The 23,419-nt window shown below is 67.4% G+C and carries 20 protein-coding genes; 18 read left to right on the top strand and 2 right to left on the bottom strand.

All coding sequences use genetic code 11. From position 1 onward, the window contains the following. Nucleotides 1-189: 189 nt before the first annotated feature. The 16 genes from BKH33_RS06765 to BKH33_RS06690 all read left to right on the top strand — a co-directional run bounded on the left by BKH33_RS06765 (nucleotide 190) and on the right by BKH33_RS06690 (nucleotide 20,037). Complete coding sequence (locus BKH33_RS06765) at nucleotides 190-1,386, top strand: Gfo/Idh/MocA family protein (protein ID WP_003784939.1); 1,197 nt, start codon at nucleotides 190-192, stop codon at nucleotides 1,384-1,386. A gap of 115 nt (nucleotides 1,387-1,501) precedes the next feature. Further along, nucleotides 1,502-3,157, top strand: coding sequence for an MFS transporter (locus tag BKH33_RS06760; protein ID WP_076069414.1), 1,656 nt, complete (start codon nucleotides 1,502-1,504; stop codon nucleotides 3,155-3,157). A gap of 265 nt (nucleotides 3,158-3,422) precedes the next feature. Continuing rightward, nucleotides 3,423-4,349 (top strand): myo-inosose-2 dehydratase, encoded by a 927-nt coding sequence (gene iolE / locus BKH33_RS06755; RefSeq protein WP_003784923.1) that lies wholly within the window; start codon nucleotides 3,423-3,425, stop codon nucleotides 4,347-4,349. Between the two features lie 270 nt (nucleotides 4,350-4,619). Next, complete coding sequence (locus BKH33_RS06750) at nucleotides 4,620-5,066, top strand: pre-mRNA-splicing factor (protein ID WP_232621466.1); 447 nt, start codon at nucleotides 4,620-4,622, stop codon at nucleotides 5,064-5,066. Nucleotides 5,067-5,163: 97 nt separating this feature from the next. After that, complete coding sequence (locus BKH33_RS06745; RefSeq protein ID WP_003784933.1) at nucleotides 5,164-6,192, top strand: LacI family DNA-binding transcriptional regulator; 1,029 nt, start codon at nucleotides 5,164-5,166, stop codon at nucleotides 6,190-6,192. A 973-nt stretch (nucleotides 6,193-7,165) separates the two neighbouring features. After that, nucleotides 7,166-8,392, top strand: a complete 1,227-nt coding sequence (locus tag BKH33_RS06740) for a Gfo/Idh/MocA family protein (protein ID WP_003784943.1) — start codon at nucleotides 7,166-7,168, stop codon at nucleotides 8,390-8,392. An 88-nt stretch (nucleotides 8,393-8,480) separates the two neighbouring features. Further along, nucleotides 8,481-9,479, top strand: coding sequence for a sugar phosphate isomerase/epimerase family protein (locus tag BKH33_RS06735; protein WP_003784944.1), 999 nt, complete (start codon nucleotides 8,481-8,483; stop codon nucleotides 9,477-9,479). Nucleotides 9,480-9,648: 169 nt separating this feature from the next. Next, the gene (locus BKH33_RS06730; protein WP_003784919.1) at nucleotides 9,649-10,473 is read left to right on the top strand and encodes a sulfite exporter TauE/SafE family protein; all 825 of its coding nucleotides are present in this window, start codon (nucleotides 9,649-9,651) and stop codon (nucleotides 10,471-10,473) included. 156 nt (nucleotides 10,474-10,629) lie between these two features. Next, entirely contained in the window at nucleotides 10,630-11,082 is a 453-nt protein-coding gene (locus BKH33_RS06725; protein WP_003784928.1) for a hypothetical protein, read from the top strand. A 21-nt stretch (nucleotides 11,083-11,103) separates the two neighbouring features. Continuing rightward, nucleotides 11,104-12,120: a PepSY domain-containing protein gene (locus tag BKH33_RS06720; protein WP_043539782.1), complete on the top strand. Its 1,017-nt coding sequence runs from the start codon at nucleotides 11,104-11,106 to the stop codon at nucleotides 12,118-12,120. A gap of 199 nt (nucleotides 12,121-12,319) precedes the next feature. Next, complete coding sequence (gene pta / locus BKH33_RS06715) at nucleotides 12,320-14,374, top strand: phosphate acetyltransferase (RefSeq protein ID WP_003784946.1); 2,055 nt, start codon at nucleotides 12,320-12,322, stop codon at nucleotides 14,372-14,374. A 111-nt stretch (nucleotides 14,375-14,485) separates the two neighbouring features. Further along, complete coding sequence (locus BKH33_RS06710) at nucleotides 14,486-15,670, top strand: acetate/propionate family kinase (RefSeq protein ID WP_003784927.1); 1,185 nt, start codon at nucleotides 14,486-14,488, stop codon at nucleotides 15,668-15,670. 174 nt (nucleotides 15,671-15,844) lie between these two features. Then, nucleotides 15,845-16,972, top strand: a complete 1,128-nt coding sequence (locus BKH33_RS06705; RefSeq protein WP_232621467.1) for an ABC transporter ATP-binding protein — start codon at nucleotides 15,845-15,847, stop codon at nucleotides 16,970-16,972. 148 nt (nucleotides 16,973-17,120) lie between these two features. Continuing rightward, the gene (locus BKH33_RS06700; protein WP_143228586.1) at nucleotides 17,121-17,960 is read left to right on the top strand and encodes an ABC transporter permease; all 840 of its coding nucleotides are present in this window, start codon (nucleotides 17,121-17,123) and stop codon (nucleotides 17,958-17,960) included. 32 nt (nucleotides 17,961-17,992) lie between these two features. Continuing rightward, nucleotides 17,993-19,321, top strand: coding sequence for a sensor histidine kinase (locus BKH33_RS06695; protein ID WP_003784941.1), 1,329 nt, complete (start codon nucleotides 17,993-17,995; stop codon nucleotides 19,319-19,321). Then, nucleotides 19,318-20,037, top strand: a complete 720-nt coding sequence (locus BKH33_RS06690; protein WP_003784929.1) for a response regulator transcription factor — start codon at nucleotides 19,318-19,320, stop codon at nucleotides 20,035-20,037. The genes BKH33_RS06695 and BKH33_RS06690 overlap by 4 nt, the downstream gene beginning before the upstream one ends. 15 nt (nucleotides 20,038-20,052) lie before the next feature. On the opposite strand, the gene BKH33_RS06685 is transcribed toward BKH33_RS06690, so the two are convergent. Further along, nucleotides 20,053-20,550, bottom strand: coding sequence for a GtrA family protein (locus tag BKH33_RS06685; RefSeq protein WP_003784930.1), 498 nt, complete (start codon nucleotides 20,548-20,550; stop codon nucleotides 20,053-20,055). Nucleotides 20,551-20,659: 109 nt separating this feature from the next. Next, complete coding sequence (locus BKH33_RS06680; protein WP_003784935.1) at nucleotides 20,660-21,223, bottom strand: ribonuclease H family protein; 564 nt, start codon at nucleotides 21,221-21,223, stop codon at nucleotides 20,660-20,662. Nucleotides 21,224-21,358: 135 nt separating this feature from the next. Here BKH33_RS06680 and BKH33_RS06675 point away from each other — a divergent pair, with 135 nt between their 5' ends. Further along, complete coding sequence (locus BKH33_RS06675) at nucleotides 21,359-23,077, top strand: sodium:solute symporter family protein (RefSeq protein ID WP_003784918.1); 1,719 nt, start codon at nucleotides 21,359-21,361, stop codon at nucleotides 23,075-23,077. A gap of 30 nt (nucleotides 23,078-23,107) precedes the next feature. Beyond that, nucleotides 23,108-23,338: a hypothetical protein gene (locus tag BKH33_RS06670; RefSeq protein ID WP_076067103.1), complete on the top strand. Its 231-nt coding sequence runs from the start codon at nucleotides 23,108-23,110 to the stop codon at nucleotides 23,336-23,338. Nucleotides 23,339-23,419 lie beyond the last annotated feature (81 nt).

The raw sequence follows: 23,419 nt of genomic DNA, 5'->3' as shown, positions 1-23,419 counted from the left end.
AAGGCCGCTCGGGCGAGTCCGACCAACATCCCGGGTCACACTGGATGAATTTTCATTCAACCTTCATCTTGTCAGGACAAAGTCACTCTGATATGTTTCTGAGACGTCATTAACGACGAGTGTTTCCCGGGGCCTCCGGATACACCTCCACACACGCAGCAGCCGACAGTGTTGTCGGAAAGGACCGTAATGACCGACAAGAGAATACTAGGCATCGGAGTCATCTCCCTGGGATGGATGGGACGGCTTCATGCCCGTAGCTACCGCGCCATCGCCGAGCGCTTCCCCGAGCTGGGCGTGACTCCGCGCCTGGTCGCGGCCGCCGACCCGGTGGACCAGGTACGCCAGGAGGCAGTGGACAGCCTGGGCTTCGAACGCGCCTACGCCGACTACCACGACCTGCTGGCCGACCCCGAGGTGGAGGCGGTCTCCATCTGCGCCCCCAATTTCCTCCACCACGAGATGGCCCTGGCGGCCGTCAAGGCCGGCAAGCCCTTCTGGATCGAGAAGCCCATGGGGGTCAGCGCCGCACAGTCCCGCGAGATCGCCCAGGCTGCCGAGAAGGCCGACCTGGTCACCGCCGTCGGCTTCAACTACCGACACACCCCGGCGATCGAGTACATGCGCTCCCTGGTACGAGGCGGCGAGCTCGGCCGCATCACGAACGTGCGCGTGTGGTTCATCGCCGACTACAACTCCTCCCCTCTGGGCCCCCTGACCTGGAGGGCGTCGAAGGAGAAGGCCGGGGCCGGCGTCGTCCCCGACCTCATGAGCCACGGAGCGGACCTGGCCCAGTACATCGTGGGACGCATCGCCTCGGTCACCGCAGTCACCGACACCTTCATCACCGAGCGCCCCATTCCCACCAAGATGGGCATCGGCCACTCCGGCTTCGAGATCGGCGACGAGGTGGGTCCGGTGGAGAACGAGGACTACGTCTCCATGCTGGTGCGCTTCGAGAACGGCACCGTCGGCACCATGGAGTCCTCCCGCGTCAGCGTGGGCCCACGCGCCGAGTACGTCGTCGAGGTCTACGGCACGAAGGGCTCGGCCCGCTGGAACTTCGAGCGCCTCAACGAGCTGGAGATCTGCCCCGTGCTCGACGGCGGCGCCTCCCACGGCTACACCCGCGCCATGGCCGGCCCCCAGTGGGGCCAGTGGCAGCGCTTCCAGCCGGCCATCGGCACCTCCATGGGCTTTGACGACATGAAGGCCATCGAGGCTGCTCAGTTCATCGAGTCGATCATCACCGGCGAGCAGGTCGCCCCCTCGGCCGCCGACGCCTGGTGCGCCGCGGAGGTCGACGAGGCCGTCGTCGCCTCGGCTGCCGACGGCCAGTGGCACGAGGTGCCCCGCGTCGAGGGCCGGACCACCTTCGACGCCTGAGACGCGCCGAGCGCTCCGAGCCGAGCCGGCTCACCCCATCCTTCATTCCACCATCACCACCTATCACTACGACCCCCTGCGGCACTGTCGCCGCAGGGCTGAGAGGAGACCCCCTATGTCACAGGGAGTCACGACGTCCCTGCGCGGACTCACCAGGGAAGAGCTCAATGAGGCGGTCGCCAAGACCCCGGCCTCGGGCAAGCACCGCGGCGTCGTCGCTATCGCCGCCGTGGCCACGCTCGGCTCGCTGCTCTTCGGCTACGACACCGGCGTCATCTCCGGCGCCCTGCCGTACATGTACATGCCCTTCGACGCCAAGGGCCTCCAGCTGACCTCCTTCGAGGAAGGCGCCATCGGCGGCACCCTGCTGGTCGGCGCCGCGCTGGGCGCGCTGCTGGGCGGGCTCATGTCGGACCGCTGGGGCCGGCGGCACAACATCACGGTCCTGGCCGCCCTGTTCTTCATCGGCGCGATCGGAACCACCATCGCCCCCAACGTGTGGGTCATGTACCCCTTCCGCGTCGTCCTGGGCTTCGCCGTCGGAGCCGCCTCCGCAACCGTCCCCGTCTACCTGGCGGAGACGGCGCCCAAACGCATCCGCGGTTCCATCGTGGCCATCGACCAGCTCATGATCGTCACCGGTCAGCTGCTCGCCTTCTCGATGAACGCCATCATCAACTCCCTCCAGGGCGGCCCGAAGATCACCATCGCCAACGACCCCAGCGGGCACTTCTCCCCGGGCACCTACGTCTTCGATGAGATCACCAAGCTCCAGGCCTCCAAGGGCGGTTCAATGAGCGGGGCCGAGTACCACGCCTTCCTCGACCAGCTCAGCATCAGCGCCGGTAACGGCGAGGCCTGGCGCTACATGCTGGTCCTGTGCTCCATCCCGGCCGTGGCCCTGTGGATCGGGATCCGACTCATGCCCGAGTCCTCGCGCTGGTACCTGGCCAAGGAGCGCCTCTACGACGCCATCGGCTCCCTCAAGCGCGTGCGCGTCCCAGAGAAGGACGGCTCCATCGAGGACGAGATCATGGAGATGGTCGAGGCTCGTCAGCACGAGAAGCAGGAGGAGTCCCAGCGCAAGGGCTTCAGCCACGTCATGGCCACGCCCTGGCTGCGCAAGCTGCTCCTGGTCGGCATCTTCCTGGCCGTGGTCAACCAGACCACCGGCGTCAACACCGTCATGTACTACGCCCCCAAGGTGCTGGAGTACGCCGGCATGTCCACCTCCGCGTCCATCACCGCCCAGGTGGCCAACGGCGTCATGTCGGTCATCGGCTCGGCCATCGGCATCTGGCTCATCCTGAAGTTCCGTCGTCGCCAGGTGCTCATCGGCGACGTCATCGGCGTGGGCGTCACCCTGCTGGGCATCGCCGCGACCTTCCAGTTCTTCATCGCCCCGCACATGGCGAACCACACCACCCCGCCCGCCTGGGCCGCCTACCTCATCCTGGGGCTCATGTCCGTCTTCATGCTCATCGTGCAGTCCTCCAACGGCACCATCGTGTGGACGATGATGGGTGAGATCTTCCCGGCCAACGTCCGCGGCATCATGAACGGCACGGCGATCTTCTGCATGTGGACCGCCAACGCCATCATCACCTGGACCTTCCCGCCCATGATGGAGACCCTGGGCGGCGGCGTCACCTACACCATCTACGGTGTGCTCAACCTGGTCGTGGCCGTCATCCTGTTCAAGATCATGCCGGAGACCAAGGACAAGTCCCTGGAGGAGATCGAGGTCGAGATGGAGAAGCTCTACTCCTGACCCCACCCCCGCGACACGCGCTCCCGGGAGGGCCCGAAAAGGGCTTGTCAGGACAAAGTCCTGTTGCTAGGTTCGTTGCACGGGCCCATCGCCCGGCACCGGCGCCGGCACCCGCCTCCCGGGAGCGCCCCGACCGCGACCACGAGCCGACGGCACACCAGTCACCGGCTCATGACCCGCCACTCACCCACTGACCACCGAATCACTGACTACCACCGCACTGGCAAGACACCCGGCCAGCCCCTCAACCAGACACGGAGCAACGATGTCCTTCTCACTCGACCCCGCAACCGCAATCTCCGACCCCCACGGCATCTCCTGGGGCATGCACCCGATCACCTGGCGCAACGACGACATCCCCGAGGTCGGTGCCTTCAACACCCTGGAGGACATGCTCCTCGACCTGGCCGACACCGGCTTCGCCGGAACCGAGTGCGCCGGTTTCTTCCCGCCCAAGGAGGAGGTCAAGGCCGCCGCCGACGCCCGTGGCATCAAGATCGTCGCCCAGTGGTTCTCCTCCTTCATCCTGCGCGACGGCGTCGAGGCCGTCATCCCCGAGTTCGAGGCCACCTGCGCCTACCTGGAGTACCTGGGCGCCACCCGCGTCGTCGTCTCCGAGCAGACCGGCTCGGTCCAGGGCATCCGTGACGTCTGCATCTTCACCAACAAGCCGGTGCTCACCGAGGAGCAGTGGCCGGTCCTGGCCGAGGGCCTCAACCGCCTGGGCGACGTCGCCCACGCCCACGGCCTCGAGCTCGTCTACCACCACCACCTGGGCACGGTCATCCAGACCAAGGAGGAGACCATCCGTCTCATGGAGCTGACCGACCCGGCCAAGGTCTCCCTCCTGTTCGACACCGGCCACGCCTACGTGGGCGACGGCGACGTCATGGGCCTGCTGGAGGCCACCATCGACCGCATCAAGCACGTCCACTTCAAGGACGTGCGCCCCGAGAAGATGGCGGAGTCCAAGGCTGCCGAGCGCTCCTTCCTCGACTCCTTCCTGGCCGGCATGTTCACCGTTCCCGGCGACGGCACGATCGACTTCACCGTGCCCTACAAGTTCCTGGTGGACCACGGCTACCGCAACTGGATCCTGGTGGAGGCCGAGCAGGACCCGGCCATCGCCAACCCCCTGGAGTACGCCCGCAAGGCGCGCGCCTACCTTGAGGGCACACTCTTCAAGGCCTGAGACGTCGCGGGGCGCGCACGGACTCCCCCTCCGTGCGCACCCCACCGGCTGACGCCTCACCTCGATGCTCCCGACCACCGCCGGTCGGGAGCGTCGTCGTTCCCAGGCGGCCTGAGGACGTCGACCAGAGCGATCAGCCCGGTCCGCCGGGGCCCGACAACCGTCACCCTTCGCACGGGCGAACCGGTGGTCTTATTCTGGAAAGGGCACTCTTGACCGCGATGACGCACAGGAGGAAAGGTCGTGTCCTCGATACGGGTTTCAGGCACAGTGAATGGGTTCTTCTCCGATGTCCCCCGCTGGGAGCGCGAGAATCCCCGCCTCACCTGGAGCGACGGTCTGCTGGTCGCCTACTGCGTCCTCTTCTGGGTCGTCGCGGGCCAGGGGATGCTTGAAAACCTGCTCAAGGACGACTCGCCCGCCTCGAGCGCACTCGTCTGCGGCATTACCGGGATCACTGCCTGGGCGGCCCTGCCCCCGCTGCAGCTCGTCACCCCCTGGCCGGCTGCCAGACGGGCGCTGCGAGCCGCAGTCTCAATCCTCTCGATCGGCGCAGGAGCAGCGGCTCTCGGGCTGCTTCACGGGATCGGGCTGACGACCCAGCACACTACTCTTTGGGACTACCTGCTCAGCGCGACCCTCCCCGCGACGGCACTCATCTTCCTGGGCATCTCCGGGATCGCCACGCTGCTGCGCACCGTTCCGGCTCACCCTTGACCCAGCCTGTCGGCCTGTAGCCTGCGCACTATTCGGGCGCGCACACGAGCACGCCCCGCAGTAGACAGCCCGGCGCCGCAGGAAGCAGGATGAGACGGTGTCCAAGGCCCATGCCGCCACCCAGAGCGACGTCGCCCGCGCCGCCGGGGTCTCGCGCAGCCTGGTCTCACTTGCCCTGAGCGGTTCCCCCAAGGTCGCCGCCGGCACCCGCGAGCGCATTGAGGAGGTGGCCGCCTCTCTCGGCTACCGGGTCAACGTCTCGGCCTCCTCGCTGGCCCGGAAGCGCTCGAGCATCATCGGCCTGGTACTGCCCAACCTGCGCAACGCCTTCTTCGAGCAGGTCGCGGCCTGCCTGGGACGGGCGGCCGCCCGGCGCGGCCTCACCCTGTTCGTCACGGTCGGCTCCGATCAGCCCGAGGTCCTGCACCAGGCCGTCGAGAGTCTGCTCGGCGTGCGCGTTGCGGGCATCATCTTCGTCTCACCCTGGCTGCCCGGCGAGGACCTGGTGGCCATCGGCGAGGAAGTGCCCGTATGCGTCATCGGGCGACGCAGTCCCGGCGGGCGGGTCGACTCCGTGCGGGTTGATGAGGAGGCCGCCGCGCGCCTCGTCGTCGACCATCTGGCAGCCCTGGGCATGCGCACCATGTGCTACATCGGCCCGCGCCTGACCGACGCGGCCTCCCGACACGACCGTGAGCACTCGCTGGCCCGTGCCGCTGACGCGGCCGGTCTGGCCTTCGAGGTACGCAGCTGCGGCGAGGACGCGGGCCCCGCCACCCGGGCGGTCCTGCAGGACCACCCCGAGCCGCTGGGCCTGGTCATTCACAACGACGTCCTGGCCATCGACGCCGTGCCCGTCCTGCGCGAGAGTCGCCGTGAACCCGGGGTCGACGTCGCCCTGGCCTCCTACGACAACACCTACCTGGCCCTGCGCGAGGAATTCTCACTGACCAGCGTCGACCAGCCCGAGGACCTCCTGGGCGAGCGGGCCGTGGATCTGGTGTGCCGACGCGCCGGGCTCACGTCCGACGACGGATCACAGGTCGGGGCAGCCACCGGAACCGAGGCCCACAGCGTGGTCCTGGAGCCAGAGCTCGTCGTGCGAGCCTCATCCCTGGGGCGCTGACGAGCGATACCGTCTTGTCTCCTCACTTCTGAGACATGCGAGTGTCATGACTTCTGAGACGCTCGCTCGAACGGGACCCCGGGATGGGGCGGGTCGTCCTGAGGCGATGGCGAGCCGATGAAAGAGGCTTGGCAGGTCGTACTGGTAGGTCGTAGGTGTCCACACAGCGGACTTCAACACCGCACAGGCGTCGCAAGCAGAGAAAAGACCACAGAACTCCAGGGATCCCCTCCGGGCATATCGACAGCGGAGAGAGTTAACGTCCACTGCGTGGACGCCGGGCCTCGCGCGTGATCGAGCCCAGGGTCCTTGCAGCGGGATTCTGGCGCCCCCGCCCAGGTCCGGCCCCATCTTCCTTGTCTGGCCCCTTCTGGCTCCTGCACAAGGACCTGATGGCACTGACTCAACGCCGGCGCCCGGCCCGGCCCCTCCTCGGGCCGGTCTACTGCACGAGGGTGGGGGTGTACTGATCAAGGGTTGTGTGTACTGCACGAGAACCCCACCCCTGTGGAGTACCCCCGAACCTTGCCCAGTAGCCCCCGCCCCTCGTGCAGTACACGCCAGGCACCACCCCAACGACCCAACCAGCCCCCTGCCGGCTGGGCGAGTGACGACAATCAAGCCTGATCCACCCGTCGCCCCAGTGTCTTGAGATGTCACGGCATCCGAAACTCTTAGAAGTCATGAGACAACACGGCTGACGAGCACTACGTCCGGCGCCGAGCCGGCTCACGCACCGACCGTCGTCGGAAGCGGCGGCGCCTCGATTCGCCTGCCGGACCGAGGACCACGGTCCCAGACTCTCCGCCCGCCCCTCGGAACGGCCTCCTTTGTCAGGACGAAGATCTCCTCACCGGTTGACATCGCCACCGCCGGAACGCAGACTGAGGTCATCAGTTCACGCGCGTGAATTCATGTCAGCACAGGACTTCAACCAGTCACCCGCTCGTCAATGAGGACATCCGAGGTAACCATGAGCACCACTCCCCTGTCAGTCGCCGTCATCGGCGCCGGTATGGCCGGCACCACTCACGCCAACGCCTGGCGTCAGGTCGGCACCGTCTTCGATCTGGGCCTACCGCAGGTCCGTCTGCACACCATCGCCGACGCCTACCTCCCCTTCGCCGAGGACGCCGCTCAGCGCTACGGCTACGAGTGCGCCGTGGACGACTGGCGGGCAGTGGCTGAGGACCCGGACATTGACATCGTCTCCATCGTGGTGGGCAACGCCCTGCACCGCGAGATCGCCGAGACCCTCATCAAGGCCGGCAAGCACGTCCTGTGCGAGAAGCCCCTGGCGGACACGCTCGAGAGCGCCCGCGCCATGGCCCAGGCCGAGAAAGAAGCCGGCGTCGTCACCGGCGTGGGCTTCACCTACCGCCGCAACGCCGCTGTGGCCGAGCTCGCCAAACTCGTCGCCGAGGGCCACCTGGGCGAGATCAACCACTTCGACGGCCGCTACTGGTGCGACTACGGCGTCGACCCCTCCACTCCCATGGCCTGGCGTTACAAGGGCCCCATGGGCTCGGGGGCCCTGGGTGACGTCGGCAGCCACCTCATCGACACCGCCGAGGTCATCTGCGGCCCCATCATCTCGGTCTCGGGCGCCGCCATGATGACCTCCATCAAGGAGCGCCCCGTGGCCACCGGCCACGTCACCCGCGGCACCGCCCTCGACACCGGCGACTCCGCCAGTGTCACCTACGAGCCGGTGGAGAACGACGACGTCGCCACCTTCACCGCGCACTTCGCCAGCGGCGCCGTGGGCACCTTCTCCTGCTCGCGCGTGGCCTGGGGACTGCCCAACTCCCTCATGGTCGACGTGCTGGGCACGAAGGGCCGAGCCTCATGGGACCTGGCCCGCTGCGGTGAGATCAAGATCGACGACGTCAGCTCCCCAGCCGGGCTGGGCGGGGCCCGCCGTGTCCTGGTCAATCCCGACTTCCCCTACTTCGCACGGGGCTCCTCCATGGCCTTCGGCGGGGTCGGCCTGACCCAGATCGAGCAGTTCACCTACCAGGCCCACGCCTTCCTCCAGCAGATCGCCGGCATCACCCCCGAGCAGGGCGCCCTGCCGCGCTGCGCCAGCTTCGCCGACGGCTACCGCGAGATGCTCCTGGCCGACGCCGTGGCCCGCTCGGCCGCAGCCGGGGGCGCCGCCATCGACGTCGCGGACCTGCCCGAGCTCGCGAGCCTGTAAGAGAGGCCGTCAGCCGACCCACCGCGCCGACAGCCTCAGACACACCACCACACAACGACGTACCGAACGACGCACAAGGAGACCTCTCATGCCACTGACCTACGGCGCCTACACCGCCTGCCTGCAGGACCGCTCCCTGCCCGAGGCCCTCGACGTCCTCAAGGAGGCCGGACTGACCGGGGCGGAGGTGAACGTCGGAGGCTTCATCCCCTCCCCGCACTGCCCCGTCGACGCCCTCCTGGCCTCACCCACCGCCCGTGACGAGTACCTGGGCCTGTTCAAGGACAAGGGGATGACGCTCTCGGGCCTCAACACCTCGGGCAACCCCACCTCGCCGCTGCCCAACGAGGGCCTCAAGCACGCCGAGGACATCCGGGCGGCCATCCGCCTGGCGGGGCTGCTCGGGGTCAAGGAGATCGTTACCATGTCCGGCACCCCGGGCACTGACCCGAGCGCGAAGTACCCCACCTGGGTCGTCAACCCCTGGAACGGGATCGACATGGAGATCCTGGACTACCAGTGGAGCGTCGTCGTGCCCTTCTTCAAGGAGATCAACGCCCTGGCCCGCGACAACGACGTCCAGGTCTGCCTGGAGCTGCACCCGCGCAACCTGGTTTTCAACGTCCCCTCCTTCGAGCGGCTCGTCGAGGAGACCGGGGCGACCAACATCAAGGTCAACATGGACCCCTCCCACCTGTTCTGGCAGCAGATGGACCCGATCGCGGCCACCAAGCGCCTGGGCTCCCTCGTGGGACACGTCCACGCCAAGGACACCAGGATCTTCCCCGGCGCCGCCTACCGCGGAGTCCTGGACACCGACTTCGGCCACGTGCCCGCCGAGGCCGAGGACAAGGTCCCGGTGGCCTACGGCTACTGGTGCAACGCCTGGCCCGAGGACCCGGCCTGGCGGTTCGTCGCCTTCGGCCTGGGGCACGACACCGACTACTGGGCCGAGTTCCTGGCCGCCATCGCCGAGGTGGACCCGGAGATGAACGTCAACATCGAGCACGAGGACGCCGAGTACGGCAACGTCGAAGGACTTCAGATCTCCGCGCGCAACCTCCTGGAGGCCGCAGCCGGGCTCTGAGCGGCCCTGGCAAGCGGCCGCGCCGCACGCACTCCACGACGCCGACGGCGAGGATCCCACCATCCGGCCCTCGCCGTCGGCGTCCGCCCGCTAGGCTGAGCAAAAGTCCTGACAAAACCCGATCCTTCACGTCCTTCTCAACTCCTTCTCAACGCTGCGAGGCAGGCTCGTGCTCCCCACCTTGACCGCCACCACCTGGATCCTGCTCATGGTCGTCGCGGCCCTGTGCGGTATCGCCAAGACCGCCCTGCCCGGGGCAGCCACCGTCGCTGTGGCACTGTGCACCGCGGTACTACCGGCCAAGGAGTCCACCGGGGCCATTCTGCTCATGCTCATGACCGGGGACCTGCTGGCCGTGTGGAGCTATCGCCGCGACGCCGACTTCCGCATGCTGCGCAGGCTCGTCCCCGCGGTCCTGACGGGGGTCGGCGCCGGCGCCCTGTTCCTACACCTGGCCTCCAACGACTCCACCCGGCGCCTCATCGGCGTCATCCTGCTGCTCCTGGTGGCCATCACCCTCATCCAACGACGCTCGACGAGCAGGAGGGCGTCCGACGGCGCCTCCGCGACGCAGGCGTCGCCACCCGCCCCGACACTCGAGATACAGAAGGCAACCACGACACTTGCCACCCCCACGACCAGCGGCCGCCTTTCCCGTCTGGTCTACGGCAGCCTGGCCGGCTTCACGACGATGGTCGCCAACGCCGGTGGACCGGTGACCTCCATGTACTTCCTGGCCTGCCGGTACCCCGTCAAAGCCTTCCTGGGGACGACGGCCTGGTTCTTCTTCCTGGTCAACCTCGTCAAGCTGCCCTTCTCCATCTCGGCCGGGCTGGTGAACACCACCACGATGTCGCTGACCGTGATCTGCGCACCGATCGTCATCGTCTCGGCCCTGGCAGGCCGCCGTCTTGCCGAGCGCATGGATCAGCGGGTCTTCGAGCCGGTCATCGTCGCACTGACCATCATCTCCGCTCTGCCCCTGCTGCGCTAGGACAGAGCGACACCGGCGGCCATCCCATTTCTCCGGTTCACGGAACAGGGCCTCACCAGCGAGTATTTCGCTCAAGAAGGCCTGTCTGACATCACATCTCGGTCTCACGCTGGAGCGTTGACGCGATTTATCCTGAACGTTACCGTATTCATCAGTATGAAGAGTGCGCCCGGTATTGATTATGTAGACATTTCGTCAGGCAAGCATGCCGACGACATCGTCGATGGCGCCGCCCTCCAGGAGACCTCATCCGCCACCGCCGATCCTGGCCTCCCCGAGAGCCCCGGCACCGCCGAGCCTGCCACCTCTCGGGCCGATGCGGACACGCCGGTCCTGATCAGCGCCGACGTCCAGGCAGTCATGCTGGGGCTGTGGGCCTCGGGCCTCAGGTGCGTCATCGTCTACGCCCTGGCCCCCGCCATCGGTCCTCTCGGTCCGCTGGCCGTCGGTACGGCCCTGGTCATCCAGGTCGCTGGTACCGCCGTGAGCCTCAGCGGAGCCCGTTCACTGTGGAGGCGTCGCTATCGTGGACGCCACGTCTACGTCCTCATCTCGATCCTCACCTGTCTGTGCACCCTTGCCGCCCTGCTGGCCCCCGCAGGGTTCTAGATCCTCCCACGCAGCCCCGCCATGAACCCCACGGTCGCCCCATCCACGTCCCCGCCGTCCCTCGTCTCCCGGACGATGTCACTCGTGCGACGCTGGTTGTCGGCGGTAGCCGGCCTGGTCCTACTGGCCATCACTCTCAGCGGCACATCCCTTCCGTATCAGGCGGAGATCGCGAGCTCGTTGAGCTCGAGCTCCTACCCCCGCGGCGCCGGCCCCGACGAGGTCTCGCTGCCCCAGGCCGTTGCGACGATCGAGAGCAATCACCCCGGCGAGCCCGTCCTGTCCGCCACTCGGAGCAGCGACACCATCGAGGTCAGGACCAAGCGGTCCGCCTACGTGGTCGGAGCCTCCACCGGCGCCGAGATCGGCCGGACGGCCGTTGCCCCGGTGTGGAGCTCGGTCCTGGACAACCTGCACCGTTGTCTCCTGTCCTGTGAGGGGCCCGGCCACGTCCGCTGGATGTCCCAGGAGATTCCCCACACCCGCTGGCGGGGCGAGCACCAGGGCCTGGCCGTCGGCGGTCTCGTCGTGGGAACCTCGGGCGTGGTCCTTCTGGTCCTGGTCGTCAGTGGGCTCAGGGTGTGGTGGCCTCTGCAGCGCTACCGGCGAACCGTCCTGTCCACCCGCTGGCGTGCGCAGCGCCTGTCGCGGGACACCGACCTGCTCAAGGCGGCCGGGCTGGTTCTGCTGCCCCTGCTGTTCCTGTGGGGCTACTACGCCAGCGCCTACGGCATCCACCCCACCGAGCCGACCTCCCGCACCCCTGCTACAGCGGTCGGAGCCCCGACCGGGAACACACGTGCCGGTCAGGATCAGGGCACCGGTCCGAGCCGCGCCGTCGCAGCGGCGCAGGAGACGCGTGGTGGTGATCCCGTCGCCCTCTTCCTCCCCGAGCCGAACGACCCGTCGTCGACGTACACGGTCTGGCTCTCCCAGGGCACGCCGAGCAGCCGCCAGCGGCCCGTCACCAGCGTTACCGTGAGCATCGACCCCGATACCGGGCGAACCACAGTCCCATCCGGTGCCGGCAGGGAGTAAACCGCCCGAGCCGACTAGTCCCCCAGCCCCCTCGAACCCCACTCCGAGCCCGACGCATGTGCCCGTTCCCACATCACAAGACACACTGAGACCGGGCCTTTGGTCGCAGACAACCCGCAGGTGGGGGCACAATCGGACCCGTACGGCACCGGAATGAGCCGGCGCCCCTGACTCCAAGACAACGCGAGAAGGACCCAACGTGGCGCGCAGTATCTACATCGCCTCACCCAACGCCGGAACCGGGAAGTCAACGGTGGCCCTCGGACTGGTCTCCTGCCTGACCAAGGTGGTCGCCAAGGTCGGCGTCTTCCGTCCCTTCGTGGAGAGCCGTGAGGGCGATGCCTTCCTCACCCTCCTGCTGAACCGTGCCGGCTCCACCACGCCCGCCGAGCAGTGCGTCGGCGCGACCTGGGACGAGTTCCACGCCGACCCCGAGGAGGCTCTGGCCCGCATCGTCGACGCCTACCGAGCCCTGGCACGCGAGCACGATGTCGTCATCATCGACGGCTCGGACTTCACCGACGTCGCCGGCAACCCCGAGCTGGCCCTCAACGCCAGGGTCGCCGCCAACATCGGTGTACCAATCCTGCTCGTGGTCTCCGGTCAGCACGACGTGGAGGACGTCGTCGGCTCCGTGGAGGTCTCCATGACCGAGATCGCCGACAACCACGCCCGCACCGTCGCTGTCGTGGCCAACAAGTGCCACCCCGAGAACCGCCGGCCCATCACCGAGGCCCTGGCCGCGATCGAGGGCATCACCTCCACCACGCTGCCCGAGGTGCCGCTCCTGGCCGCCCCGGCGGTGCACGAGGTGCTGGACGCCGTCGAGGGCACTCTCATCGCCGGCGACAAGACCCTCCTGGACCGCGAGGCCGAGTCCGTCCTCGTGTGCGCCATGGACGTCTCCCACGTCCTGGAGCGCCTGACCGCCGGCCAGCTCGCCATCGTGCCGGCTGACCGCTCCGCCATGCTCATCTCGCTCATGGCGGCCCAGGCCTCCTCCAGCTTCCCGATCCTGTCCGGCCTCGTGCTCAACGGCGGCTTCGAGGTGGCACCCCACGCGCTGCGCCTCCTGGAGGGCCTGGACGTCAACATCCCGGTCATGACCTCTCCGCTGGACACCTTCACCGCGGCCTCGGCGGCCGGTTCCCTCCAGGGCCTGCTCGCCCACGGCTCGGAGCGCAAGATCGACGTCGCCGTGACCACCTTCGAGCAGGAGGCCGACGTCGATGCTCTCCTGTCCGCCCTGGAGGTCGAGCCCTCCGAGGTCGTCACCCCCATCATGTTCCAGGCCGAACTGGTGGAGCGCTCACGCACCAACCGCAGGACGATCGTCCTGCCCGAGCCCGAAGACGACCGGGTCCTGCGGGCCGCCGACGCCATCCTGCGCCGCGGCATCGCCGACCTGGTGCTGCTGGGTGACGAGACCACGGTGCGCGCCCGCGCCACCGAGCTGGGCCTGGACATCACCGCCGCCCGGGTCATCGCCACCAACGACCCCGAGCTGCTGGAAAAGTACGCCGAGGAGTTCGCCCGCCTGCGCGCCAAGAAGGGGGTCACCCTGGAGCAGGCCCGCGAGAAGGTCCAGGACGTGTCCTACTTCGGCACGATGATGGTCCACATGGGCGACGCCGACGGCATGGTCTCCGGCGCGGCCCACACCACGGCCCACACGATCGTCCCGTCCTTCCAGATCATCAAGACCAAGCCGGGGACCTCGATCGTCTCCTCGGTCTTCCTCATGCTCCTGCAGGACCGGGTGCTTGTCTACGGCGACTGCGCCGTCAACCCCGAGCCCAACGCCGCCGAGCTGGCCGACATCGCGATCTCCTCGGCCGCCACGGCCCGTCAGTTCGGCGTCGAGCCGCGTGTGGCGATGCTGTCCTTCTCCACCGGGACCTCCGGCAAGGGCGCGGATGTCGACAAGGTCCGCGAGGCCACCGAGCTGGTACGGGCCAAGGAGCCCGACCTCGCCGTCGAGGGCCCCATCCAGTACGACGCCGCCATCGACCCGACCGTGGCCGCCAAGAAGGCCCCCGACTCGCTCGTGGCCGGGCGGGCCAATGTCTTCATCTTCCCGGACCTGTCCAGCGGCAACATCGGTTACAAGGCGGTCCAGCGCTCCTCGGGCGCCATCGCCATCGGCCCGGTCCTCCAGGGCCTCAACAAGCCGGTCAACGACCTCTCGCGCGGCGCCCTGGTGGAGGACATCATCAACACCGTCGCCATCACCGCCGTCCAGGCCCAGGGCTGAGCCCTTCAGCGGCACGGGGCCCGGCCCCGTGCCGCTGAGGCTCGCCCAGGATCCTCATCAGTCATCCAGTCATCCCCGCACTCATCCCCGACCGTTCTTGAAAGGCACCCCGTGACTCAGCGCACCGTCCTCGTTATCAACTCAGGCTCCTCCTCCATCAAGTACCAGCTGGTCGACCCCGACTCAGGGGCGTCGCTCGCCTCTGGCCTGGTGGAGCGCATCGGTGAGGAGACCGGCGCCATCACGCACAAGCACGGCGAGGAGCGCACCGAGATCACCGAGCCGGTCCCCGACCACGGCTTCGGCCTGTCCGAGGTACTGCGCCTGTTCGAGGAGCAGGGCCCATCGCTGGCCGACGCCCACATCGTGGCCGTGGGTCACCGCGTCGTCCAGGGCGGGCGCTACTTCTCCGGCCCGGCCCTCATCGACGACGACGTCGTGGCCCGCATCGAGCAGCTCGTGCCACTGGGCCCGCTGCACAACCCTGCCCACCTCAAGGGCATCGAGGTGGGCCGCCGGCTCCTGTCCGACGTACCGCACGTGGCCGTCTTCGACACCGCCTTCTTCCAGGACCTGCCCGAGGAGGCCGCCCGCTACGCGTTGGACCGCGAGGTCGCCGACACCTATTCCATCCGCCGTTACGGGGCTCACGGCACCAGCCACCAGTTCGTCTCCGGAGCGGTCTCGCAGCTCCTGGACCACGACGACCTCAAGCAGGTCGTCCTGCACCTGGGCAACGGGGCCTCGGCCTCGGCGGTCGTGGCCGGGCACGCCGTGGACACCTCCATGGGGCTGACGCCGCTGGAGGGGCTGGTCATGGGCGGGCGCACCGGCGACATCGACCCGGCCGCCGTCTTCCACCTGGCGCGCGTGGCGGGTATGTCGATCGACGAGATCGACCACCTGTTCAATCGCGGCTCCGGTATGAAGGGCCTGGCCGGGGACAATGACATGCGAGAGGTGTGGAAGCGCATCGGCGCCGGCGAGCAGGAGGCCCGCGAGGCCATGGACATCTACCTGCACCGCCTCGTGAAGTACGTGGGCGCCTACACCGCCGTCATGGGGGGCCTGGACGCGCTGACCTTCACCGCCGGTATCGGCGAGAACGACGCGAACCTGCGCCGTGAGCTCGGCGAGCGCCTGGGCTTCATGGGCATGGAGATCGACCCCGAGCTCAACGCCGTCCGCTCCGACGAGCCGCGTGTCATCTCCACCCCGGACTCGAAGGTCACCGTGCTCGTGGTGCCCACCAACGAGGAGCTCGCCATCGCCCGCCAGTCGCTCACCCTCATCTGAGGACCTCTCAGATTCCGTAAGGGTCCGACGTCGGGCCCTTGCGGAGCAGCTGCTCACTGCGCGGTGCCGCATCCGCCCTGACACGGGCCGGCTGCGGCACCGCACTCGTCCCCCGAGGGGGACAAATAGGACAAAAGTGCTGCGCTCATAGGATTTGACCGATTGCATGGGCTCATGAGCATCGCCCCTCCGACGGTATCGCTGACCTCTCCGATGACTGCCACAACGCCCGCACCACCTACTGTCTTCTCACCCGAGCAGGACATCAGGATCACTCACCCCGTCGCCAGCCCCACCCCGGTCTCACCTCCCGTCCCCACAGCATCCTCCCCTCCCAGCTCACGTCTCGTCGCCCCCACTGCGCCAGAGGCCTTCCCCACCCCTACCGGAGAGCTCGCAGTGACCACCGACGACCTGACCCGCTCCTACAACGGCGTCAACGTCGTCGACGAAGTGAACCTGCGGGTGCCCGCCGGTGGTGTCTACGGGCTCCTGGGCCCCAACGGGGCCGGCAAGTCGACCACTCTGAAGCTCCTGCTAGGGCTGATCCACCCGACATCGGGCCGCATCAGCGTCCTGAACAGTCCGTCAGAGCCACGCCACTCTCCACCGCCAGGAGCGATCGGTTCCCTCATCGAGAACCCCTCCTACTACCCGAGCCTGACCGGCCGGGAGAACCTCGCCATGATGGCCTCCTACCTGGGACTGCCGAACAGCCGCGTCACTCACGCCCTGAATACCGTCCACCTGAGCGGACATGAGAACACGCGGGTCAGACGCTACTCGACGGGGATGAAGCGGCGCCTCGGGCTGGCCATGGCACTTCTGACCGATCCCCCTCTCATGCTGCTGGACGAGCCCACCAACGGACTCGACCCGGCCTCCGCAGCAGAGGTTCGTCAGATCATCGCCGCCCTGGCCCACCAGGAGGGCATGACGATGATCATCTCCACCCATGTGCTGCCGGAGATCGAGCAGCTGGCCGACACCGTTGGCATCCTGTGTGCCGGACATCTGCGCTACCAGGGCCCTCTGTCCGGATTGGACAGCGACGGCGTCATTGAGCTGGCGGTCTCCGCGCCCACGGCCGTCTCCACCCTCCTGACCTCCCTAGGAGTGGTCCATGAAGTACGCGGCGGGATAGTGCGTACCGCCATCATGCCCGACGCCGACATCGGCAGACTTATCGCCAGCATCGTCTCCTCAGGAACAGCCGTCTACCGAGTTCAGACCGCGCTCAAGACCCGGGAGCAGGCCTTCCTGGAGCTGGTCTACTCCACACACGCCGCCTCGGCGCCCTGAAACGTGCAGGCACTCATCGTTGACCGCACCATACGTTCCGAGCCGGCTGAACCGGCTAGACCTCCATCGCCCACAGCCTTATTATCCATGAGGATAATTGGTGACGGGCACCACCGCATCACCCACCTTCCCAGCCCCGAGTCACGCCATGCATTCGTATTCGACGCCTCTCACCAGTCCCGGTCTCCCAACGACATCACCGCATCCAACCGACCTCACCGCGCGGCCGCCCGATGCGGTACGTCGTCGGCCATCGGTGCGCGCCGCCTGGTACTGGGAGAACCGCAAGGCTCCCAACCGTTGGTACTGGGGTGCCGTGACAGCACTGTGCACCCTGGCATCCCTGTCCGGATACCTGCAGTATCGCACCCACCAGAGCGAGTTCCAGGCCCGAGGTAACACCTGGGACATCATCTGGCCACAGTCCACGCTTGTACTCTCCATGTGGCTTCTGCCGCTGGTCATGAGTGGCTTCGCGGCGCAGATCACCACCGGTGAGCACCAGGGAGACAACTGGCAGCGAATGAGAGCCAACCGTCTGGAGACGGCCATGGTCGCAGGCAAGCTGCTCCATTGCCTGCAGGTTGCGGTCGCCACCACTGCGATCCTCATCCTGACCACGGCCGTCACCGGCCTGGTCGCCGGATTCAGCCTGCTTGGTCTGACCGCGTACTTTCCCCGTTTCGGCGCCACCGTACTGGGAATGTGGGGCATCCTGACCTTCGTCACCTGGCTGGGGACAATGCTGAGGTCCTTCGCCACCACAATGATCACTGTCACCCTGGGGGCGATCGTGGGGACGGCAATGCTTCTGACGGCACAGCCACTGAGCGTCCTCAATCCCATGACCGCACTGATCCGAGCCACCGCATCCTTGAAACCCGAGGCCATGACCTCGCCTGGTGCTGCCGCCGTCGACAGTCTCATCAACCTGGCATGGGTGACAGTCTTCGCCATCTCCCTGCTCCAGACGGTCAGGCGGCGGTGAGACAACGGTGAAACGCAGATGAGACGCCAGTCATGAGCAGCACATCCATCGAGCGGCTCCCCGAGGCAGGGCCCAGGGTCCCGCGCACGCGCCTGGACCGCATCGCCGAGTGGTACCGATCCAGCCCCGTGGGGACATGGGGCATGGTTGTCATCAACGCCGTGCTCCAGGGCGCCGGCATCGTGCTCGCCTTTTCTCTCGGCTTCAACGTCCCCATGATCAAGTTCGTGCTCACCGCGGTGACCGGCCTGTCCCTGATCTGGCGACGGCGCTGGCCTCTGGGGATCGTCATCGTCAACAACGTGGCCCTCATGATCAAGATGATCAAGAGTGACTCCGGAGAGTTCCTCCTCCCGCTGCTGATCGCGGTCTACACCCTGATCGCCATCGCGAGCATCCGCCAGCGGCTCCTGGGCATTGCCGCCACTCTGGTCTTCATGTTCATCCCCTATCTCGCATCGTTCAACGGGCCACTGCCGGGGCTCATGAAGGAGAGAGTGCCGCTGTCGGACTTCATGTGGGAGGGCGGACTCCTCATCGCCGTGCTCACCGTGGCATCGATCTCCCGCTCGCATCGGGAGTCCCTGGAGCACGGGGACACCCAGCTCGCCTCCCACGCGGCCGAGCAACAGCTCGTGGTGCAACGCGATGCCGCGCGGTACCAGGCCCGAGTGGCCGCCGAACTCCACGACTCCGTGGGCCACTCCCTCACTGCGATCATCGCCCTGTCCGAGGGGCTGCACGGTGCCAGTGGTATCCCGGATGTCGACGAGGCCATCGACCTGGTCAACTCCCTGGCCCGCGACGGCCTGGCCGACACACGAAACGCGGTTGCCTCGTTGCAGTCCTCACCAGCCCTCCTCGACGACTACGGATCCGGTACGGTGACCAGCTCGCGCCCAGAGGTCGTCGCAGACGTACGCGGCTGGGATCAGCTGGGGGACCTGCTGACCACGGTACGAGCGACCGGCCTCAGCGCGGCCCTGACCGAGACCGGTCGGCGCCCCAGTAACACGGCCGTGGGCCGAGCACTCGGGGAGCTTGTCTACATCGTCATCCGGGAGGCTCTCACCAACGTCATGCGGCACGCCGAGGGCGCCACGCGTGTTGTCGTCTCCCTGGACCACACCGGCTCATCCACCCGGGTCACCGTATCCGATGACGGACAGGTCACCGTCCACGCCGACTCCTCGCAGGACTCCCATGAGCCATCGACCGGCCACGGACTGACCAATCTGGCCTCCGTGATCCAAGAGCGCGGCGGTGCGCTTGAGGTCGGCCCCAGCATCGCCCCAGGATCCGGCGGGTGGGTGCTGCGTGCCGTCGTCCCGGTCCACATACCCGATCTGGAGGAAGCATGACCCTCGCCTCCTTTCCCTCATCGCCGGCCCCTCCGGAGCGTCGCACCCCGATCACGGTGATGATCGTCGATGACCAGAGGGCCACCCGCATGGGTCTGTCCCTCATCATCAACCGGGCCGACGACCTGGAGGTCATGGCCGAGGCAGCCCATGGACAGGACGCTCTCGACCAGCTCGCCGATCTGTGCCAGGAGCGCCAGCCACTTCCCGACGTCATCCTCATGGACGTGCGCATGCCGGTTCTCAACGGGATCGATGCCACGGCGCGTATCACCCAGCTCTACCCCTCGATCCGGACGCTGGTGCTGACCACCTACGACCAGGACGAGTTCGCCTTCGGGGCGCTGTCCGCAGGCGCCTCGGGCTTTCTGCTCAAGGACACCCGCACGGCCCAGCTCCACCAGGCGCTGCGAGCGGTTAGCTCCGGGGACGCGATCCTCACCCCGCGCATCACCCGCGAGCTGCTCAACCGGCACATGCTCCGCCCCCTCGCCTCGCCCCAACAGCGCGCGGCGCGGCGACGTCTCAACCATCTCAGCCCGCGTGAACGAGAGGTGTCCGAGCTGGTGGCCGAGGGACTGACGAACGCGGAGATCGCCCAGCGACTCGTCCTGGCACCGGACTCGGTCAAGAAGAACGTCACCCGGATCCTGACCAAGCTGGACCTGCGCGACCGGGTCCAGCTCGTCATCCTCGTGCGCGACGCTCAGTCCTGAGCCGCTGCCACTCCCTCAGGCCGCCGTCACCAGAGCCGGAGCCAGGACGGGCTGCTCCGCCGGGGCCCGGTAGACGAGGCGGGACTGAGCCAGGTAGTTGACGATGAAGAGCGTGGAGTCCACGAGCACCTTGGCCAGCCACAGGGGCGCTCCGGTACCGGTGAGGACCGCAATGCCCGCGCAGGACGTCGCCGCGACCCCACCCTGGACAGCCGCATAGCCGCCGACCGAGCGCCAGAAGGTCTCCGGGGCGGCCCGGAACAGGCGCCGGTTGAGCAGGAAGCCCAGGGTGCACGAGACGACCCGGGCCCCGACGACGGCGTAGAGGACCGAGCCGGTCAGCGAGTTGAGGATGAGGACCAGAACGTAGTCCACGGTCCAGCCGGAGAAGGAGACGGCGGCGAAGAGGACAACCGTCGGGATGCGGCGGCGCAGGCCGGCCAGCCGGCTCCCAGCGGTGGTAAGAGATGCGGGAGAGGTGGCCGATGCGGGGAGGGCGGGGCTCGTCGTCATGGCTACAAGCCTCGTCTGAGGCCTTATGCCGCGTGTTTGATGCGCCTGTGCCGTTCCTGTGAGAGACGGTCGTCGGAATCCTGAGGACGTGCCGCCCCGATCTTCCGACTCAGAACAGGACGTCGGTCTGCGGCGCGGCGGGGGCCTTCGACGGCGCCGCGTCAGAGGCCACGTCGGGTGCCGCTCCCTGTGTCCGTTCGCCCCGGGTCCAGCCGGGACCGGAGGGAACGGGGCGACCCTGCCGGTAGGCGGTCGCGGCACCACGGGCCCGGGAGTCGGCGGCCTCGTTCAGGGGATGGCCGACGTGCCCGCGCACCCACTCGAAGTGCACGGTGCGGCCCGCGAGCGCGGCATCGAGGTCCTTGACGAGGTCGGCGTTGAGGACGGGCTTGCCGTCGGCCTTGCGCCAGCCGCGCTTCTTCCAACCGTGGCGCCACTTGGTCAGGGAGTTGATGACGTACTGGGAGTCGCACTGGATGAGGAGCTCCTCGCCGGCGAGTCCGGCGGCCTCGGTGGCCCGCAGGAGCTCCAGAACGGCCGTGAGCTCGCCGCGGTTGTTGGTCGAGCTCTCCCAGCCCCCGGCGGCCCAGCAGTCATCGTCCACGTACCAGGCCCAGCCGGCCGGTCCCGGGTTGCCCAGGGAGGAGCCGTCGGCAGCAGCAGTCAGCGTCATGGAGGGCACTCTACCCAGCGACGCCGGTGACCCCGGACAGGGCGCAACCTTCTATGCCGATGTCGTCACCGTGCTAGTCTGCCGGCCAGTAAGAATGATCTTACTCACTGAAACGAAACCTCGAGAGGTACACCGATGTCCTCCACGCTGCACGCCCTGTCAGCCTCGTCAGCGGCATCCGGCACACTCATCGCCGCACGCTGGTACGACTACATCCCCATCGCCATCTACTTCGCCTTCGTCATCGGCGTCGGGCTCATCGCCCGTGCTAAGGCGGCCACGGCCGATGGCTTCCTCACCTCGGGGCGGTCCCTGCCGGCCTGGGTGACCGGTATCGCCTTCGTCTCGGCAAACCTCGGTGCCGTCGAGATCATGGGAATGTCCGCCAACGGCGCCGAGTACGGCATGCCGACCTTCCACTACTTCTGGATCGGCGCGGTTCCGGCCATGATCTTCCTGGGTCTGGTCATGATGCCCTTCTACTACGGCTCCAAGGTGCGCTCGGTGCCCGAGTTCATGCTCAAGCGCTACGGCACCGCCGCCCACCTGGTCAACGCGCTCAGCTTCGCCCTGGCCCAGCTGCTCATCGCCGGCATCAACCTGTACCTGCTGGGCAAGATCATGAACTGGCTGCTGGGCTGGCCCCTGTGGGTGGGGCTCATCGTGGCCGCCGTCATCGTCTTCTCCTACATCACCATGGGTGGGCTCTCCGCGGCGATCTACAACGAGGTCCTCCAGTTCTTCGTCATTGTGGCGGCCCTGCTGCCCCTGACCCTCATCGGCCTGCACCGCGTGGGCGGCTGGCACGGCCTGACCGACAAGATCACCGCCGCCGCCAAGCTCGCCGGCACCGACCCGGCCCAGCAGCTGCACTCCTGGCCCGGCAACTCGATCTCCGGCTTCGACTCCAATGTGATGTCGGTGATCGGCCTGGTCTTCGGCCTGGGCTTCGTGCTGTCCTTCGGCTACTGGACGACGAACTTCGTCGAGGTGCAGCGGGCCATGGCCTCGGACTCGATCTCCTCGGCCCAGTCGACCCCGATCATCGGCACCTTCGTCAAGATGTTCGTGCCCTTCCTCGTCATCGTCCCGGGCATGGTCGCCGGCGTCATGGTCACGGAGGTCCAGCAGCTCAAGTCCGGGGCCAACACGAGCTACCAGTACAACGACGCGGTCCTCTACCTCATGCGCGACCTGCTGCCCAACGGTCTGCTGGGTCTGGCGATCACGGGTCTGCTGGCCTCCTTCATGGCGGGTATGGCGGCGAATATCTCCGCCTTCAACACCGTGTGGGGTGTGGACATCTACCAGCACTATCTCAAGAAGGACGCCGACGACGCCCACTACCTCAAGGTCGGCAAGCTCTCGACCCTGACGGCCTCCGTGGTCGCGATCCTCACCGCATTCATCGCTGCGAGCTACCCCAACCTCATGGACTACCTCCAGATACTGTTCTCGATGTTCAACGCGCCGTTGTTCGCGACCTTCATCATCGGGATGTTCTGGAAGCGGGCCACCTCACAGGCCGGTTGGATCGGCCTCGTCGGCGGAACCCTGGGCTCCCTGGCGGTCAACATCCTCGTCAAGTACGAGTTCCTGGTCCTGCCGGGGCAGGGCGGCGCCTTTCTCGCGGCGGGCGTGGCCTTCTCGGTCGACGTCGTCATCACGGTGCTGGTCTCCCTGGTCACGGAGCCGAAGCCCGACTCCGAGCTCAAGGGCTTCGTCTACGCCCTGACCCCCAAGAGCGAGCGCACCGACCCGCACCTGCACGAGCTGCCCTGGTACCGCCGTCCGATCCCGCTGGGGATCATCGCCGGGGCCCTGGTCATCGCGCTTAACAGCATCTTCCACTAGACCCGCTCGGACACACGAAGGAGAACACTCATGAGCAATCGTTCACTCACGGACATCCGGGCGGTCATCACCGGGGCACTGGGGCTCATCGGCCTCTACCTGGTGGTGTGCTCGGTCCTGTTCAACAGCGCCGAGGAGATGAGCAAGACCGGAGGCATCAACGCCAACCTGTGGGCGGGCCTGGGTCTGCTGGCCATCGCAGCGGGCATGGGCCTGTGGTGGTGGATCAAGCCGAACCCCTCCGGGGGCGAGCAGGGCTGAGACCGACTGTCCGGCACTGAGTCCGAACCGGTCGATATCACGTACGGTTCCTGGCCAAGCCGATCGACGGCGTCGCCGCAG

It is taken from the genome of Actinomyces naeslundii (genome assembly GCF_001956585.1).
Classification (GTDB): Bacteria; Actinomycetota; Actinomycetes; order Actinomycetales; family Actinomycetaceae; genus Actinomyces; species Actinomyces naeslundii.
Note: the sequence above shows the minus strand (reverse complement) of the source record. Positions and strands in the feature narration are given on the sequence as shown.

Bases quoted from the DNA above. Each gene is read 5' to 3' on its own strand.
- BKH33_RS06765 (WP_003784939.1), top strand. From the start codon at position 190: ATGACCGACAAGAGAATACTAGGCATCGGAGTCATCTCCCTGGGATGG.
- BKH33_RS06760 (WP_076069414.1), top strand. From the start codon at position 1,502: ATGTCACAGGGAGTCACGACGTCCCTGCGCGGACTCACCAGGGAAGAG.
- iolE (WP_003784923.1), top strand. From the start codon at position 3,423: ATGTCCTTCTCACTCGACCCCGCAACCGCAATCTCCGACCCCCACGGC.
- BKH33_RS06740 (WP_003784943.1), top strand. From the start codon at position 7,166: ATGAGCACCACTCCCCTGTCAGTCGCCGTCATCGGCGCCGGTATGGCC.
- BKH33_RS06735 (WP_003784944.1), top strand. From the start codon at position 8,481: ATGCCACTGACCTACGGCGCCTACACCGCCTGCCTGCAGGACCGCTCC.
- BKH33_RS06725 (WP_003784928.1), top strand. From the start codon at position 10,630: ATGAAGAGTGCGCCCGGTATTGATTATGTAGACATTTCGTCAGGCAAG.
- BKH33_RS06720 (WP_043539782.1), top strand. From the start codon at position 11,104: ATGAACCCCACGGTCGCCCCATCCACGTCCCCGCCGTCCCTCGTCTCC.
- BKH33_RS06705 (WP_232621467.1), top strand. From the start codon at position 15,845: ATGAGCATCGCCCCTCCGACGGTATCGCTGACCTCTCCGATGACTGCC.
- BKH33_RS06700 (WP_143228586.1), top strand. From the start codon at position 17,121: ATGCATTCGTATTCGACGCCTCTCACCAGTCCCGGTCTCCCAACGACA.
- BKH33_RS06695 (WP_003784941.1), top strand. From the start codon at position 17,993: ATGAGCAGCACATCCATCGAGCGGCTCCCCGAGGCAGGGCCCAGGGTC.
- BKH33_RS06690 (WP_003784929.1), top strand. From the start codon at position 19,318: ATGACCCTCGCCTCCTTTCCCTCATCGCCGGCCCCTCCGGAGCGTCGC.
- BKH33_RS06685 (WP_003784930.1), bottom strand. From the start codon at position 20,550: ATGACGACGAGCCCCGCCCTCCCCGCATCGGCCACCTCTCCCGCATCT.
- BKH33_RS06680 (WP_003784935.1), bottom strand. From the start codon at position 21,223: ATGACGCTGACTGCTGCTGCCGACGGCTCCTCCCTGGGCAACCCGGGA.
- BKH33_RS06675 (WP_003784918.1), top strand. From the start codon at position 21,359: ATGTCCTCCACGCTGCACGCCCTGTCAGCCTCGTCAGCGGCATCCGGC.
- BKH33_RS06670 (WP_076067103.1), top strand. From the start codon at position 23,108: ATGAGCAATCGTTCACTCACGGACATCCGGGCGGTCATCACCGGGGCA.